The 16729-nt window shown below is 56.2% G+C and carries 11 protein-coding genes; 5 read left to right on the forward strand and 6 right to left on the reverse strand.

Features of this window, described 5'->3' with window-relative positions; translation table 11 throughout:
- Nucleotides 1-6: 6 nt before the first annotated feature.
- Complete coding sequence (locus tag M4951_RS20690) at nucleotides 7-651, reverse strand: RNA polymerase sigma factor (RefSeq protein WP_262023528.1); 645 nt, start codon at nucleotides 649-651, stop codon at nucleotides 7-9.
- 672 nt (nucleotides 652-1323) lie between these two features.
- Here M4951_RS20690 and M4951_RS20695 point away from each other — a divergent pair.
- The 3 genes from M4951_RS20695 to M4951_RS20705 all read left to right on the forward strand — a co-directional run bounded on the left by M4951_RS20695 (nucleotide 1324) and on the right by M4951_RS20705 (nucleotide 5024).
- Nucleotides 1324-2994: a DUF1549 and DUF1553 domain-containing protein gene (locus M4951_RS20695; protein WP_262023529.1), complete on the forward strand. Its 1671-nt coding sequence runs from the start codon at nucleotides 1324-1326 to the stop codon at nucleotides 2992-2994.
- Nucleotides 2995-3071: 77 nt separating this feature from the next.
- The gene (locus tag M4951_RS20700; RefSeq protein WP_410050407.1) at nucleotides 3072-4337 is read left to right on the forward strand and encodes a DUF1501 domain-containing protein; all 1266 of its coding nucleotides are present in this window, start codon (nucleotides 3072-3074) and stop codon (nucleotides 4335-4337) included.
- A 255-nt stretch (nucleotides 4338-4592) separates the two neighbouring features.
- Nucleotides 4593-5024 (forward strand): universal stress protein, encoded by a 432-nt coding sequence (locus M4951_RS20705; protein ID WP_262023530.1) that lies wholly within the window; start codon nucleotides 4593-4595, stop codon nucleotides 5022-5024.
- Nucleotides 5025-5054: 30 nt separating this feature from the next.
- On the opposite strand, the gene M4951_RS20710 is transcribed toward M4951_RS20705, so the two are convergent.
- Nucleotides 5055-5792, reverse strand: a complete 738-nt coding sequence (locus tag M4951_RS20710; protein ID WP_262023531.1) for a DUF1559 domain-containing protein — start codon at nucleotides 5790-5792, stop codon at nucleotides 5055-5057.
- Between the two features lie 36 nt (nucleotides 5793-5828).
- The gene (locus M4951_RS20715) at nucleotides 5829-6587 is read right to left on the reverse strand and encodes a DUF1559 domain-containing protein (RefSeq protein ID WP_262023532.1); all 759 of its coding nucleotides are present in this window, start codon (nucleotides 6585-6587) and stop codon (nucleotides 5829-5831) included.
- A gap of 397 nt (nucleotides 6588-6984) precedes the next feature.
- Here M4951_RS20715 and M4951_RS20720 point away from each other — a divergent pair, with 397 nt between their 5' ends.
- A complete protein-coding gene (locus M4951_RS20720; RefSeq protein WP_262023533.1) occupies nucleotides 6985-7590 on the forward strand; it encodes an RNA polymerase sigma factor in 606 nt (201 codons plus the stop codon).
- Between the two features lie 202 nt (nucleotides 7591-7792).
- The gene (locus tag M4951_RS20725; RefSeq protein WP_262023534.1) at nucleotides 7793-8251 is read left to right on the forward strand and encodes a hypothetical protein; all 459 of its coding nucleotides are present in this window, start codon (nucleotides 7793-7795) and stop codon (nucleotides 8249-8251) included.
- A gap of 19 nt (nucleotides 8252-8270) precedes the next feature.
- On the opposite strand, the gene M4951_RS20730 is transcribed toward M4951_RS20725, so the two are convergent.
- The 3 genes from M4951_RS20730 to M4951_RS20740 all read right to left on the reverse strand — a co-directional run bounded on the left by M4951_RS20730 (nucleotide 8271) and on the right by M4951_RS20740 (nucleotide 16729).
- Entirely contained in the window at nucleotides 8271-9419 is a 1149-nt protein-coding gene (locus M4951_RS20730) for a GNAT family N-acetyltransferase (protein ID WP_262023535.1), read from the reverse strand.
- 281 nt (nucleotides 9420-9700) lie between these two features.
- Complete coding sequence (gene rimI / locus M4951_RS20735; protein ID WP_262023536.1) at nucleotides 9701-10216, reverse strand: ribosomal protein S18-alanine N-acetyltransferase; 516 nt, start codon at nucleotides 10214-10216, stop codon at nucleotides 9701-9703.
- A gap of 159 nt (nucleotides 10217-10375) precedes the next feature.
- Nucleotides 10376-16729 (reverse strand): hypothetical protein, encoded by a 6354-nt coding sequence (locus M4951_RS20740; RefSeq protein WP_262023537.1) that lies wholly within the window; start codon nucleotides 16727-16729, stop codon nucleotides 10376-10378.

Raw genomic sequence — 16729 nt, forward strand, 5'->3', positions numbered from 1 at the left:
TGGCGTTCACTCCGCTGGCGGTCTGGCGCCTTGCTCCAGGTAAGGTTCGAGGGCTATTTTCAAATTGGCTCGAGCCCGAGAGAGCAAAGACTTGATCGCTTCGACCGACATCCCCATGGTGACAGCGATATCGGCGTAACTCATTTCCTCAAATTTCGATAGCAGCACCGCCATCCGCTGGCGATCGTTCAAGGTTTCCATAGCCAAACGGACGACTTCGCCCATCTCAGCCCGATCAATGACCCGCGTCGGCATTTGGCCGCTGGCCGCTTTGGCGATGCGATCCAGCGGATTGGCTGGTCCCATCCCGGCGTCGTCGCCGCCGTCGACTTGGATCTCTTTGCGGCGCGCCATGCTGCGACGAGCATTGCTGGCCACGTTATTTGCAATCGTGTAAAGCCAAGTCGAAAACTTCGAGCCTGGCTTGTACGACTTTCGTGAACGATAGACCCGCAGAAAAACTTCCTGGGCCAAGTCCTCCGCTTGATCTCGGCGCCCCATCAAATGGTGCATCAGGTTGATCAACCGATTTTGATAGCGAAGCATCAGCTCCTCGAAGGCTGCCGCGCTGTCATCGCGCACCTCAAGCATGAGCCGGACATCCGGATCTTGCAGTTCGTAGCGTTTGGCGGTCGACTCGGTGATCGACAAACGGCGCTCCTGGCCTGATCGGCGGTTATTTCGATTTTGGTTCGCTCAATACACGTCATTTATCGACGTAATCGAGCCGAGTTTGCTTCTCGCCTATTGTAACCCCAGCGCCTCGCAGAAGTTTCCTAGCCGAAAGAATTATTCACTTGGTGCATCATTTTGGCACGCCTATTGCAACTATGTTTATCGTCCTAGGGATGAGAAGAAGCAAACTTGATTGGGTCGGAACAGAGAAGAGGACCACGATTAAGGGGCCGGCGTTGTGAAGAGGCGATCCGGTCCATAGAGCGAAAAGCTTTGCTGTTTAACGCTTTATGGCTTTCTTTGGGACATGAAAGAGGCAAACGAGAGTCACTTCACAGTGGTTCTCGCTTTCAACAAAACTAGGCGAGCTGGTCAGCGAGACCAGCTCGCCTGTTTTATTTTGCGTGCATCAAAATCGTACACTGATCGATTATGCAACACTCAAGCAAGCCCTGCCTGCATTCACGAAGCCGCTCTTTTGGGCGGATTGACCGGTAGATTCTCATCTTTTCTCTGCAAATTCTGAGTACGAACGTTTAAACTGTACGTTTGTAGTATTAGATCGCTCACTCGATGTGAGACAAACGTCTCATTCTTTGACACGGATTCACTTCCACCTTTCCCGTCAGCAACTCAAGGCACTTCCCCATGGCGACTTTTTCTCGTTTCGGCCTGGCTATTTGTCTAACGGTGGGCTGGGTCAGCTTTTCGTCGGCCGCACGGCCGTCGGATGACTACGGCATCCCTCAAGTGGCCGAGATCAACGAACAAATTAGTGCGGTCTGGAAGGACTATGGAATTTCGCCTGCGCCGGAAGCGCAAGATTTCGAATGGGTCCGCCGCGTCTATCTCGATATCATCGGACGCATTCCTTCAGTCGCCGAGCTCGAAGAGTTCCAGCGTGATCGCGGCAAGGATCGCAAAAAGAACCTGGTTGAGAAGCTTCTCAACGATTCGGCCTTCACCGAAGAATATGCTCGCAACTGGACCACCATTTGGACCAACGTCCTGATCGGCCGTAACGGCGGACTCGACAATAACTCGCAAGTCAGCCGCGAAGGAATGCAAAAGTACCTGCGCGACAGCTTTGCTCGCAACAAACCATACGACCAGTTGGTTCGCGAAGTGATCACCTCCGAAGGCGCCAATGCGCCCGGCATGCCCAACTTTAACGGCGCCGTCAACTTCTACATGGACAAGCTCGCCGAAGATGGAGTCCAAGCGACCGCCAAGACGGCTCAGATCTTCCTCGGCGTTCAGGTGCAGTGCACGCAGTGTCACAACCACCCATTCAACAGCTGGAAGCAAGACAAGTTCTGGGAACTGAACGCTTTCTTCCGTCAGACCCGCGCCCAGCGTGATCGTGGGATGGAAGCGAACAACGCCATGGGGATGGCGATGAGCCTGCGAAACGTCGACTTCCGTGGCGAGAGCGGCAATCCTTCTCAAGCCGAAATTTACTACGAACTGCGTAACGGCCTGATCGAAGTCGCTTACCCGACCTTTATTGACGGCACCAACGTCAACCCGAACGGCATGGTTTCGCAAGTCAATCGTCGCGAGGAACTCTCAAAGTTCGTCACCGACTCGAAAGAAATGCAGGAAGCGATCGTCAATCGCATCTGGGGGCACTTCTTTGGCAACGGCTTCACCAAACCGATCGACGACATGGGTCCGCACAATCGCGCGTCGCATCCCGAATTGCTGACTTACCTGGGCGAAGAGTTCCGCGGCGCCAGCTTCAATATCAAAGAACTGATCAAATGGATCACGCTGAGCCAAGCCTATGGACTCTCAAGCAAGATCACCAAAGGAAACGAAGTCGACGATCCGACCATCGGCGAATCGCCGAAGTTCAGCCACTTCTATCTGCGTCAGATGGACGCGGAGCAGTTGTATGAATCGTTGATCGTCGCTACCCAGGCTCACAAGACGCGTGCTGACTACGCCGAACAAGAGCGGTTGAAAAGCATGTGGATGCAGCAGTTTACGATTGCGTTCGGAACAGACGAAGGGGACGAATCGACCACCTTTAACGGCACCATTCCGCAAGCGTTGATGATGTTCAACGGCGACTTGGTCAAAGAAGCGACGAGCGTCAAACCGGGCAGCTTTATCGCTACCTTGGCCGCCAACGGCGATGACGGCAAAGAAGCGATCCGCCATCTGTATATGGCGACCGTCGCACGACGTCCGACCAAGAACGAAATGCAAGCCGCCGGCATCCTGGTCGCGAGCCACAAAGGGAACACGGCCGCCGCGCTGCAAGACGTTTTCTGGGCGCTGCTCAACAGCAACGAGTTCATCCTGAATCACTAAACCGACGGCTTTCGCCCTCGTTTTGATCCCAAATTTCCCCATAAGCTAACAACGCTAGTCACCACAAGGAAATACTCATGTCCATTCCCACTGGGATGTCGCGACGTCACTTTATGAAGCATATGGCCGGCGCTTCGGCCATGGTCGCTCCGGCGATGATGATGGGCAACGCGATTCGCGCTAACGCCGCCGATCTGACCAGCCGCGGCAAAAGCTGCATCATGCTTTGGATGGGGGGCGGGCCCAGCACCATGGATATTTGGGATCTCAAGCCGGGCGCCAACACCGGCGGGCCGTTTCGACCGATCTCGACTTCCGGCGATTTGCAAATTTGCGAACATATGCCGAAGACCGCCAAGATCATGAAAAATCTGTCGGTCGTCCGCTCGATGAGCACCCGCGAAGCCGATCATGGTCGCGGTCGTTATTACATGCACACCGGCTACGTCCCGAACCCGAACATCGAGCACCCCGGCTATGGTTCGGTCGTCGCGCATGAGTTGTTCGACCAACGTCCTTACCTCGAAATTCCGCCGTTCGTTTCGGTCGGCGGCGGCAGCGTCGGGCCTGGCTTCCTCGGCATGAGTTGGGCGCCGTTCACCGTCAGCAGCAACGGTCAGGTGCGCAACCTGAAGATGGCCGGCATGAGCGAAGGGACCCTCGGCAAGCGGCTCGAAATGTTGAAGCTGGTCGAAAACGGCTTCATCAATCAGCGTCGCGGGCCGGCCGCCGAAGATCACGCCAAGATCTTGAACAAGACGGTCAACTTGATGACCAGCGAACAGATGAAAGCGTTCCGCGTCACCGAAGAACCGGAAGCGATGAAAGAGATGTACGGCACGAACGGCTTCGGCCAAGGCTGCCTGCTCGCTCGTCGTCTGGTCGAAGCCGGCGTGCCGTTCATCGAAGTCGACCTGGGCGGTTGGGACAACCATACCAACATCTTCAACACCTTGGCCGACAACAAACTGCCGGTTATGGACCAGGCGATGTCGGCCCTGGTCACCGACCTGGAACAGCGCGGTCTGTTGCAAGACACGACCATCGTTTGGATGGGCGAATTCAGCCGCACCCCGCGGATCAACGGCAACACCGGCCGTGATCACTGGGCCCGCAGTTGGAGCACGGTCGTCGGCGGCGGCGGCATCAACGGCGGCATCGCGGTGGGTGAAACGAGCGCCGACGGTACCCGCGTTGAGACCGAACCTTACTCGGCCGAAGACATGATGGCGACCGTTTGCCGAGCGATGGGCATGTCGCTCGAAACGACCTTCACCAGCAAAAATGGCCGCCCGATGAAAATCGCCAACGGCGGCAAAGTGATCAAAGAACTGATCGCCTAGAAGAAAAAATCGGCGCCATGCTCTTCCCACGAAGACGCGGGAAGAGCATGGCGCAAGGCCGAGCGTTCCCCAAGAACCTTCGGCCGCAAAGCGCTCATGGACGGATGGCGCTGCACAAAGAGCCCCACGAGCCAGCATCGCAACTTCGCAACCAGCCGACGTCTTTGAAAAGACGCCGGCTTTTTTTATGCGCTGTCATCTGCGTAAAATCTAGACAAGGGATATCACTTTGCTGGACGCATCAAGGAACTTCTCATGACTTGGCTCGCTCATCCGCCGATTGTTGTGCCGTTTGACTTTTCCCCGGTTTCGAAGGAAGCGGTTGGCCGAGCCATCGGCTTGCTGGGAGATCCCAGCGGAGTTCACGTGGTCCATGTGCTGGGAGAGCTCTCGCCGGCTGAGCCTGGCGAAATGTGGAACACGGTCGACCATAATACGCGAACCAAGCACGCGACCGACGCGATCATCAAAGAGATCGGCAACGAGGTGACGATCACCGTGCTGTTTGGCGACGCCGGGCACAAAATCGCCGAACATGCGGATAAGATCGACGCCAAGCTGATCATCATGCCGTCACATGGCCGCAGCGGCCTACTGCGTGTGCTGCTCGGCTCGGTGACCGATCGGGTTGTTCGCTTGGCGCATTGTCCGGTGCTCGTGCTGCGGCCGGAGAAGCCGAAAGCTTAATCGACTCTTGCGGTGGCGCGTGACGCAATGTTAGTCACCGCCGGCCCGCGTCGTCCAGGCTTTCAACTGCGGCAGGTCCTTTTGCTGCATGACCGGTATCGAGGTGTCGGCCTTCATGACGAGGGTCTCGCCGTCATGTGCGCCGATTGCCGTCTCGCCAGTCAAAAAATCGGCTGGTGACGTATCATCTGGCTGCGTCCAGACAACCGGATCGCCGAAGTTCTCGACGACCATCGCCGTGTTGGCCGTGCCGTCAGAGATATCGTGAAAGGTCATCTTCGGGACCGTCGGATCAAAACAGGTTCCCGGCCCGGCGATCGCCTGATACGTCGTGGTGGTGCTGTCTTCATCGATGATCTGTGGGTTTCCGTACGTCAGCGGGCGCTCATGGATCAGCACCATGTTGTTGGGGCCATCCCAAGGCTCGCTGAAATCGTATTGATCATAGAGATCGCTCCGCTCAAGAAAAGGGAGAATGAGAACGCGCCACGAATGCAGCGGCTTGCCGCTTTCATCCGCGACGTAGGCTGGCGGGAGCGAGCCATAAGTTTCGTGATAATTGTGCAGCGCTATCCCAATCTGCTTCAGATGTCCTACCGAATTGATCCGCCGAGCGGTCGCTCGCGCCTGATCGACCTCGGGCAGTAGCAACAGCATCAGACCGCCGCAGGTTAGCGCCGCCGCCAAACAAGCGGCGATACTGACGACGATAACCACTGCCAACTTGGCCTGCCCCTGCCGGTCGTCACGAGATAATCGTCGCTTCATTTCATCGCCTTCAAAACGGCGTGACGACTTCGCGAGTTAATAATTCGAGATCGCTTCGCCGCCGTTGCGCGTCGAAATACCTTGGAGCGTTTGCGCCGCTGTATTCTCGCTGATGAATCGGACCGATCCATCCGCCATCAAAATCTGCGTGCCGCCGACCGGGCCGTTTTCAAAGGGAATTCCTTGCACGAAGGCAGCCACCTTCGTATCGTCAGGGCGCAGCCACGGAACCATGGCGCCGGTGTTCTCGACAATCAGCGCGGTATTGGAGGTCCCATCGGTGATGTCCATAAATCTTGTTGTCGCCGCTTCGCTCATAATGGTGCTGACATCGGATAACGCTTGGTACGAAGTCGCCCCATCACCGGGACTGGTCACCGTCGGATCGTTATAAGTCTCCGGCATCTGCGACATCAGTAAGCGGTTATTGGGGCCATCCCAGGGCTCGTCAAAATCATACTGGCTGTAGAGCAGCTGTTGTTCAAGGAACGGCAAGATTAAAACGCGCCATGAATGCATCGGATTGCCATCTTCATCGGCGATGTAAGCCGGCGGGAACGAGCCATAGACGTCGGCATAGTTGTGCAGCGCCAGGCCAATTTGCTTCATATTGTTTGTCGATTGCATTCGTCGAGCAGCGGCCCGGGCTTGCTGCACGGCCGGCAGCAGCAGCGCCACCATGATTCCACTGCACATTAAGAGCGAAAAACCAACCACGACGATCACAATCACAATCACGGCTGGATTGGTGGCGCCGGTTCGGCGACAGAAGCGGGAAGCGGCAAACCGAGACATGATTCGATTCCTATCAGCGTCAAAAGGGGATAAGCCTGAATCTTACCGCATCTTTGAGGGGGTGGAAACTCTTTCTTGGCGGGGTTTCCATTGATGTTTGACCCTCTATGGTAGAGAATTATGGGTATCCAATTGCCTCGCTAGGCGCTATCACCTTGTTGACAGGGTTCCTCCTATTTTCTTCGTAGCCCGAAGCGCAAGCGAGGGAATAGAGTTGGCGATCCTAACACGGATTGAAGTGGTGAACCGTATTCCCTCGCTGGCGCTGGCGGGCTAATGTTCGATTGATTCGAAATAGCGCAACTTCAAAACTCGCGCTTCGGGCTACGAAGAAAAAAAAGCGTCTGCAATTTCAAGAACGCTACTTGAATAACCGTTACCTCCCCTGCCGATCACGATGACCTTGCCCCCAGAACAACCGACGGACGGCGAATTGCTGACCGCCGTTTTGGCTGGCCAACGAGAAAAATTTGCCGAGATTGTCCAGCGGTATCAATCGCCGCTGCTACGGCTGGCGATGAGTCGGCTGGGGCGACAGCAGGAAGCGGAGGACGCCGTTCAGCAGACCTTTTTGAACGCGTTTCGCTGGCTCGATACTTATGACTCCCGATACAGCTTTCGAACCTGGCTCTGGACAATCCTGATCAACAACTGCAATCGGCTTCATCAACGGTCCGCACGCCGGGCCGAGACGGAAGTGGGGGACAGCCCTGTGATTCAATTTCAGGCCGATGATGCTGCGGCCGAACCGCTGGCGGCGATGATCACGGCCGAACGGCATGAACATGTCCGCCGCTTGCTGACCGAGTTAACGCCGTCCCAAGCCGAGGCGGTCCGCTTGCGATTTTTCGGACAAATGAAGTTCCAAGAGATTGCTGATTCGCTGGGATGCACCCTTCCGGCCGCGAAGGCCCGAGTTCGTAAGGGAATGATTCGCTTGACCGAGCTTCTATCGGCCAGCACTTTATCCGCTGGTCGAGTTGGAGATCTCATTGATGATTAGTCGTTCTAACGCTGTTCGCCTGACCACATGCGATGACGTTTTCGAAGTCCTCACACGGGCGCCCTTCCCGAGCGGCGATCCGTTGGTGGACAGGGCTGTCGAAAGGCATTTGCACTGCTGCCATGATTGTCGGACTTTGGCCGAGGCGCTGCGCCCCGCAACGAACAAGCTTGCAGAAACATTGCCTGAAGAAGCAAGCTGCTTGCCTCAGGTGGATGGCGACTTCTGGCGCGGCGCCGATTCAGCCTGGCGAGATCCTCAGACGAACCAGTTGCAGCCAAGCTCCCTATGGCTGAACATTGCAGTCCCAGCGGCGGCGACGCTGGTCGCGATGTTGGTTTTGGCGACCTATTGGGGATCGGTTGGCCCATCTTCGTCAAACGTGGTCAACGGCCGCTCACTGGCGAACGCTCAACTAGAAGCCGAGCGATACCTAGTCAATCTTTCGCTGCCGGCCGTCTGTCTGACGCAAAAACCGGCTCGCACTTCCGAAATGGTCGTTCAAGCAGTCGCTTCGCTCGACGTGTCGCCGCTGGCGCATCTGACATGCTGCAGCGAGTGCCACCATCGCTCTGGCGACCAGCAACCAGCGCCGGCGACATCGTCTCCTGCGGCAATCGTGGCCGCAGCCAACAGCTGTCAGGCCTGCCACGCTCCGTAGCGATTTTTGTCTCTCGATTCTAGATCAGATCAGCCGTTTGCTGCGCTCGGGTTTGATCGGCGTTGCGGGTTGGTCGACCGTTCTTCCACCAGTGAGTCCAACGCAACATCTGGCTTTTTGGTTCGAACGAAGGGTAGTGCGTCACGCGGCCGATTGGCGCGAGTCGTGTGAGCCAACTTCGCTTGGCGTGAATCGACCCGGCGCCCAAATCAATCAAACGATCGCCGCGCCGGCAACTGTCTTCGATGGTGACTGCGGTGGCGACGGTGCCGATCCCGAGCTCATGAATCTCGGGCAAGCTGCCGCGACGCAGGCCATAGACTTCACCGTCACGATGATAGTTGTAGAGAAATGCGGATGGCCGACCATCGACATAGATCAGACAAAAATCGAGCATCCCCAATTCCGCCGCCGCTTTGTGCGTCTCACGAAAAAAGCCGCTCACCTCGGGATGTGACAGCGTATTTCCGTAGGGGGAAGCGCCTTGCCAACTGGTGAGCGCGATATGGTAGGCCTGACCAAAGAGATCCCACCGCGGATCTCCGTCACCGGCCTCTAGTCCAAGGGGGCGATAACGCAACATTTCCATCCGCCCTTGGCGGCGAACGCGGCGCGTCTTCCGACGAATCTCGCTGCGGAATTTGGGACTGCGCGTCGCTAGATACTTTTCCCAACTTTCAGGCACGTCAATTAACGACGTTTCGTTCCAAACGCCGCGATGTGCGGCAAGACCTCCTGTCGACATCGCGCTGAAAGTGAGATCGTCTTCGATGTCATCGGTCGCGAGCCACCGCAGATCAAACAGTTCCCAGTCACGCGGCGTCTCACGGATATGGCGACAAGCAGCGCCGAGAACCTGATTGCGATCCACTCCGAGCGGTCCAAAGTAGCTTCCCCATTCCGAAAGCGGATAGGTCAAGACGCGGATCGGACCAAGCCGCGTTTGTTCGCGGACCACCGTCAACGGAACGATGCCGATGATGCGATCCGCATCCAGCACGATCAAGACGCGCAGACGTTGATCACGGCCAAAATGGCGCCAGTAGATTCGAAGCCAGTCGAGCGTTTGAAAAAAACTAGCGTACGGCGTTTCAAGCCATAACTTTCGCCAGTTGGCGCGGATCGTCGCCAGAGCTTCGATTTCGTTGATTTCAACTACGCGGAGCATGAATCTTGGGCTATTCGGAGGGGGCAGTAGATACTAATAGCCTACGCCCCAAAACGCTCTGAATACGGGTCGCCGCGGTGCGAATCCCCCCCTTTTTGCTCGATTCAACCGGACTAACCCGACTCGTCGGTTTGTCACACAAATTCGGCGTGGACAGACCCTAGGCGGACTTTCTAGCGACGCGCTGAGAAAGAAAAGAACGGAACAGGGCCGGAGCAAGAAACGACAAGAGGCGTATCGAAGTTCGACACGCCTCTTGTGTTGTCTGGGGAAATTACGGCTTAACCAGCCAAGCGGGCGATTTGCGAGCCGGTTTCGCTTTCGACCGGTTGTTGAAACCGATATTGCATCAAGTAGGCGTCTTCGGTCGTGTCTTCGTAGAAATCACGCAACACCGAGATCGCCTTGAAACCTTCCTTGCGGAAAAAGAGTTGGGCGTCGAGGTTCGTTTCACGCACTTCCAACAAGATTTGCGAGCGACGATGCGGCGAAAGTTTGCTGGCCAGTTTGGTGATCATTTGCGAGCCGATATTCATGCGACGGCAATTGGGATCGACCGCGAAGTTCATCACATGCAAACGGGTGCGATGCAACTGATAGATCATGAAGCCCACAATGCGCTCGTCATGCTCGGCCACCATGCCGATGCAATTTCGTTGACGCAGGCACTGGATGAAATCATCTTCGCCCCAAGGAAATTCAAAACTGGCCCGTTCAATCTGCAACACTTCCGTCATGTCACGACGGATCATCCAACGAATGTGCACCGGCAGGTCTCGTAGTCCAGAGAGAATCATTCCGGCCTCCTTCCATGTTAGCCAGCAGAATCAGGAGGCGATGTCTTTCGCCCCGCGAAGAGTGTCGAGCAGGTACGGTAACAAATCAGATTCAATCCGCCAAGATGAAGTATCGGCCTACCTAACGTCCGGCGATGCGAATTTCTGCCAGAAGTCGAGCTAGCGTCGAGATTTATGGACGCTACGTTCCAACTTCCCCAAAAAAGATCTTCCCGATTCCGTTCCATTTCCACGGCCCCAATGAATCGGAGAAGCCGCCAATACAAACACTGCCGCAACGATCCAGCCAACGGCCGAAGGCTGCAAAAACAGTCCCCAAGCGATGCCTACGGCCGCGCCCAAAGCATGCGGCCAACGCGACATCCAAGCGGCGGATATGTCGATCCATTCAGGCTGGCGCCATAGCAGCCCCAACAGCGCAATCGATGCTAGCATGCCGCCGACAACAAGCAGCGGGCGTCGCCAATCGACGTTCCAATTCGACTTTTTCCATTGCAGACGAATGACATCCGCTTTGCCGTACAAAACGTGGCTCCAGGCCTCTGGAGTATCCTGTGGATGGATGCCTACTTTGGTGACTTCGGCCTGCAGCATGGCTAGCTCATCGCCAGAGGTCAGCTCACGAAATTGGCGTGCTGGGTCGAAGCGGTCTCCCTGCACCTCACCTAACAGCGTCACAAGCGAACGCCAGGCGTTATCGGCCTCTTGCAGTCGTCGCCTTTTCCAAGCGGCGATCTCCATGCTAGATGCGTCGCTATCGCGGACGCCCCGTTTCCAACGTTGCCAGGCTTCGACAAAGCGACCGGTTCTCCACTCGACCACAGAAAGCGGTGAGAAATCGTATTGCAGCGGTCTCTCGCTCTCCACGCGCCAATATGGGGTTGGGGTCATCGCCAGCGAATCAATCGTCAAAACGTCAAGCGGACGGTTTACTGACGACGCCGCTGGGTAAACGTACGAGACAAGCAGTTTTTGAGGAAGGGACCGCGATAGCAACGGGACCGTCACGGCGCCGTCAACGCCGGCAGTCGCGGAGACCACTTTTCCTTCGATCGACGTCGAAAGTAATTTTGCTCCGGCAGGCAGACGAAACGAAAGGAAATTACTCCCCTCTGGGGACAAATAAATCGACGTCGATGTCAGATAGGTCAATGCGTCGGCAACTTTCACATCGTGGCGCAGCGATAGGACGCGTGGCGTCTCTTCAGTTGGCAGCAAGCCGACAACGCGGCACTCATAGCTACCCGAAAGTGACTGATAGACCTGACTGCCTGGCGGAACGTGCATTGCAAACCAGCTATCCGGAAAAGCGACCGATTGCAGCTCACGCGTTCCCCAAATAATTTGTTGGGAATTGAACGAACGAGGAACGGCGACATACTGCGGCGGATACTGTCCTAACAATCGTACGGGACGAATCACCAGATCGCCGGTGCTGAGCGTTTCGACATCGGCGACCAGGCTAAGTTGAAACTCTTCGGGAAGCGGGCGCAGTGGGCGTAGTCGCCAGATGACGCCTGAGGCGCCTAGCGAACGCTGCGTGATGTCAAAACCAAGCAGCGACGTTGATTTCAACTTGTAGTTGGCTGGCGCCAGAAACTCAAATTGGTCTGGCGCGGTTCTTTTCAGCCGCAAGCGGCAATCGATACGAACGGTCCACCCCTCTTCGCCTCCCTTGGCGGAAAGGAGCATCTCGCCGCCAAGTTCGACGTTGTTTCGTCGCACCGTCAACTGCATCACGCCGCTGGGATCGAGCACGCGATAACTGCCGTAGGACACGCCTTGGACCGAGTCCAACGGCTGTGCCGCTTCGCTGGCCGCGGTGTCAAACATCGGAGCGCCAATTTCTGGCAAGCGTCGCAAACGAACGTCAGGATCGTGGGAAATATGCAAATACGACGAATCAATTTGCGCGTCGACGACACGCGGCGACTTAATCTGCAACGCAATCGCCATGTCCGTCGTAAAATGACCTTCGATCCGTAACTCCGCTATTGCCCGCAGCGGCGCGGCGAAGAAGAGAGACAAACGCGATGTTGGTTCGTCGTATTGCCAGACGACCTCACGGACGACGCCATCGGAGATAAACGCGACATCGTCCACGAGCCAACCTTTGGACATCTCCAGCGAAAGGGAAGTCCGTTCGCCGGCCAAAGCTTCCAGTTGCAAATCGAGTCGATAGTCGGAAGTTTGTGATCCAACATGCACGTACTGATTGGCCGTGATAAACATCCGAGAGTCAACCGGCCGCACTTCGACAACGGCCGGCGTCGTCGCTTCGTTACTCAGGTCAAAAGCACGTCGTAAACCGTCAATCGGCACCGGCCAGGCTTCAGTAAAGGCGGGCGCCGCGACCGTCGCCAGGCCGCTCGCTTCTTTTCGCCAAGTTGTCGTAACGCTGGCAGGCGCCGAGATCGCCGTCCAACGTTCCTTTGTCTCAGCATCCGCAACGGTAACGCTGGGGAGATCGAACGATCCTAATCCGCTCGATTGATCGAGGGTAAACGAAAACTCCAGTGCGACCGGTTTAGCGATCGGCGGCTCAAAGGTCGCCGACAATCCGTCCTCCGAAGCTTCGATTACAGCGCCGGGCAATTTCACTTCGTTCCAACGCAGTCGCGGATCAAATTGAAGGCGACAAGTTTTGATTTCCCCACTGATCGGCGTCAGTTGGATCCGACTTATCAACGTCGGCGAAGCTTGTCCAAGCTGAAAAAGATCGACCTGCTTCGCATGAAATCGACCATCCTGCGAATCGACGGTAGGTATCCAGCTGATTTGGCGGACCGATCCCAAGGGAACGCTGGTGAAGGTCGAGAGCGACTCAAAAGGAAGCGGCTTTCCATCCGCCAGGATTTGCGCAATCGGCTTGCTGGCGATCGACTCGTAACGCAATTCTGCATTCAGGCAAACCGGCGTTTCCCAGACGACGCTTTGATCGGCGGGAAGTTGTGCGACGATCTTCACACGATGATCGCCGGCGTCATCAAACATGATCGTCAACTCTTCCTTCTCGGCGAAATCGGCCATCGACAAAGGGATCTCGTCAACCAGAACCGATTGAACGCCAGCCAAAAAATCAGCGCTGAGCGGCAGAGCAAACGAAGTCCCATTGATCGTCGACGTAACTTCAAACAAGCCAGCGACGCTAAAAATATCCGGCATGTTGGTCGTCGGTGGCGAAATCCGCCAGGACGCCGCAGTCACATCAACGCGCTGCGACATGTAAATCGGATTCTTCGAAGCGGAGAAGAGATAGTCGTACAAAGCCTGAGGCAAATAGACGTCGCCGGTCGGCTTTTTATCGCCATCGATCGGAATCCAAATCGGGTAGGTCACCGCTTTCACATCGGTCGCAACCGGTTGTTGAGCGTAAAGCGGCGTCCCCTGCAGTAGAAAAACGAAGACCAGCAAATATCCGGCGGCAGTACGGACGCTGCGTGAATCACTCGCCTCCACTTCGCGCCACGAGGTTGCGAACCAGCGCACGATGACGCCTGCTGCCAATCCTTGCAACAGACCGGCGGTAATCGGGGCAAGTGTCGTCGGAAGCAAAATCGCCGCAAACGCGACCAACAAAGCCGCGACCAACAAACCAATCCGTCGCCGAAGGGTCAACCATCCTGTCAAAAAAGTGATCCCCATCAAAGCGTATCCCAACGCTTGAATCTGCTGTGGATCGACGGCCCAAATAGAATCGGCCTGACCGTCGATTTCCGTCTTGCGATGACGTGTGACGTCTCCGCTGGGAACGTACAGACCATGGAGAAACATGCTTCGCAAGTGCGCCGACAAAGACTTGTCCCAAGAAAAGAACGTCAACTGCGACGTCTCGACGCTCGTAATCGATTGTAAAATGTCAAAACTGGTCTGCGGTCGCAGCAGCGCAAAAGGACGAAACAGCGGAAATCCAGGCGCCGCCGTTTCGTAGCGAATCGAACAAACTTGCGTGCGTGCGTCCCCCTGAATCTCCACTTCATACCGGCCATCTCCCATGGCGGTGGCGACGACCGGCTGACCATCCAATTTGACCGCCAGTAAGCGGCAATTAGCCGGAAACTGAAAACTCAGCTTTCCGGTGCTGGAAGCGATCAACCGATAATCGGCGTCAACCAGGGCCGAGTCACGACGAAGCTCATAGCGATATTCGGCCGATTCCGCGTACGGAGCAAGCTCCGCTGGTTTCGTATCAATCGTCAGCAATGGTCCCCCATCCAATTCATTGACGCGCGAGACGTCGCTCGAACGATAGCGAAACTGGCGATTTTGCAAATGATCGTCAGTCGGAGCGGCGTTCTCATAGATCGGCGAGAGCGGAAACGCTTCGCCAACGGTCAGGCGCCAATCGCGAGGCGCGGCGACGTCCAGTTGATTGGTCTGCGACGCTCCTTGCGGAGTTGTTAGTAACACCGGAGTGACGCTGCCTGAAATCGGTCGTGAAATCTCCGTCGATAACGTCGCAGGCAAGCGTGTTCCTGGCGGCAGACGCAATTCATAGGCCGCCAATTTGGACTTTTCAGCATTCTTAGATTGCAGCGGCACGCAAGGTACCGCCATTGCGTCATTCAGGCGCCAGTTTTGCATCTCCGCCGCCGCTTCCGTTGCGTGCAATACGATCGGCTCATTGAGATCACCGGCGCCGTCCACGTGAATCGTAATGTGCTCTTTCATCATGTCGCCGCGCAGCAATACGTCGCAACTTATCGTCATGCGATAGCCTCCCCGTTTCGGAACCGCTAACACGACAGGATCACCATAGCGGGGCGAACTCGCGGCGAACACCAGCGAGTCTGATTGCGACGTTTTCTCTGACAACAGTAGTTTCGCTTCTTCCGGCAACATCGTTCCATCGATCAGCAATTCGGCCGACTCTGGAGAGGGACGCAACTCAAGCGTTTCATCCGCCGAGATACGAATCCAATCCGCCATCACGTTGCTATCAAGCTGCATCGGTTTCAGCTTGCGCGTGTCGTATCCGATTTCCGTCTCACGCCGTGGTCGCGAAAATTTGCCGAAAAGCGTGATCGATTCGGCCGAAGTGATCGGTTGCTTGAGTCGCACGTGCAGTCGACCATCGTCATCGACATACCAGCGATCCAACGGCGTTTCCTCCGAATCGGTCGTCAGCGAATCGACTTTCCAACCGTTCGCTAATATTCCGAAATCAAGATCAAGCGTTTCTCCCTTGTCCGCGGAGATGATTGTCATGGTCTGAGCGACTAGCCGGGTCGGCCTAATATGGACCGAAGTGCCCATACGATATCGCAAGCGGGGCTCAACATGGGTGAGCGAAAAATCGATCGAAGCCGAGGGAGCTAATAGCACGAAATGAGCCGTCGCGTTACTTTCGTCAAAACGGAGTTGCTTCCCTTGTCGCACATTCAGCGTGGTCATGCGCCACATGTCCCCCAGCGAAACCGTCAGCTCACCTTCTTGCCACACCGCCGGATCGACCGTCAACAAAGGCGCGGTGAGCGTCGCAGGCGAACTTTCAACCGGAACTACGCCGGAAAATTCAAACTCGGAAAGTCGGTCTTCATTTTCGGGCAACCTTACGGTCAGTCTCCGTTTGCCCCCTTCGTTAGGAGGCGACTGCTCCCAAGCGACCGGACGGCGACGTTGCTGACGATCGACCAGATGGACCCCGGTTAAGATCAAGCGCGCGTCGCTTGATAATTCAAACTTGCGCAGCGGTTCGGCGGTCGAAACGCAGATAAATCGAGTCACGACTGAAATACTCGCCACGCCGACTTTGTAGTCAGAATGTTGAGCAACATGCAGCGGCGACGCCGAATTGGCGCTGCGACGGTCGACAATTCTAAATTCAATCTGCCCCAACGCGTCAGGAAGCAGCAGCCATTCCCCTAGCTCCTCCTCTTCACTGGCCGATTCGATTTCCTGCACGATACCAATATCGGCTTGAACCTGCTGATCGGCGCCCAGATGAAGACGCAGACTTGACGCCGCCGCAGGGGGCAATCGCAGCGAAAATTCTCCCAATTCCGATGCGACGGCGCGCCAGCGGAACTTCGGAGCGGCTTCCGCAGCCCAGATGCCTACTTCGCCGTTGCTGACGCCGGGACGGCTGACCGACGTCTGATTGGAAATAGCGAGAGGGGCCAACAATTCGAGCGGTGAAAATTCGAGATTCGTGCCTTGGAACGAAACAAACTGTTGCTGTTGGCCAAAGTCTTCTTGAGCCAGCGACAGTTCAAAGGTCGCTTCCCCTTCGATCATGGTTTCGCTGACGCGGCCGACCAAATCGGTGCTGCGAATTCGAGCGACATCGCCCGGACCGCCACGCGTCGCTCGAATGGCTTGCACTCCGTTTTCAAAGTCGCTAAGTCGAATGACCGGCGCGTAGACGAACCCGTTGCGTGGCCAAATTTTTTCTTGCCCCACCGGGACGTAGAGCCGACGAAATTCGATCGGCGCAGCATCGTCGCACCAGGCGAGCGATCCTCCTAGCACCGTTAATAGCAGCGTGGTAATCACCAACGTCAATCGCAACAT

The sequence above is a fragment of the Blastopirellula sp. J2-11 genome, assembly GCF_024584705.1.
Lineage (GTDB): Bacteria > Planctomycetota > Planctomycetia > Pirellulales > Pirellulaceae > Blastopirellula.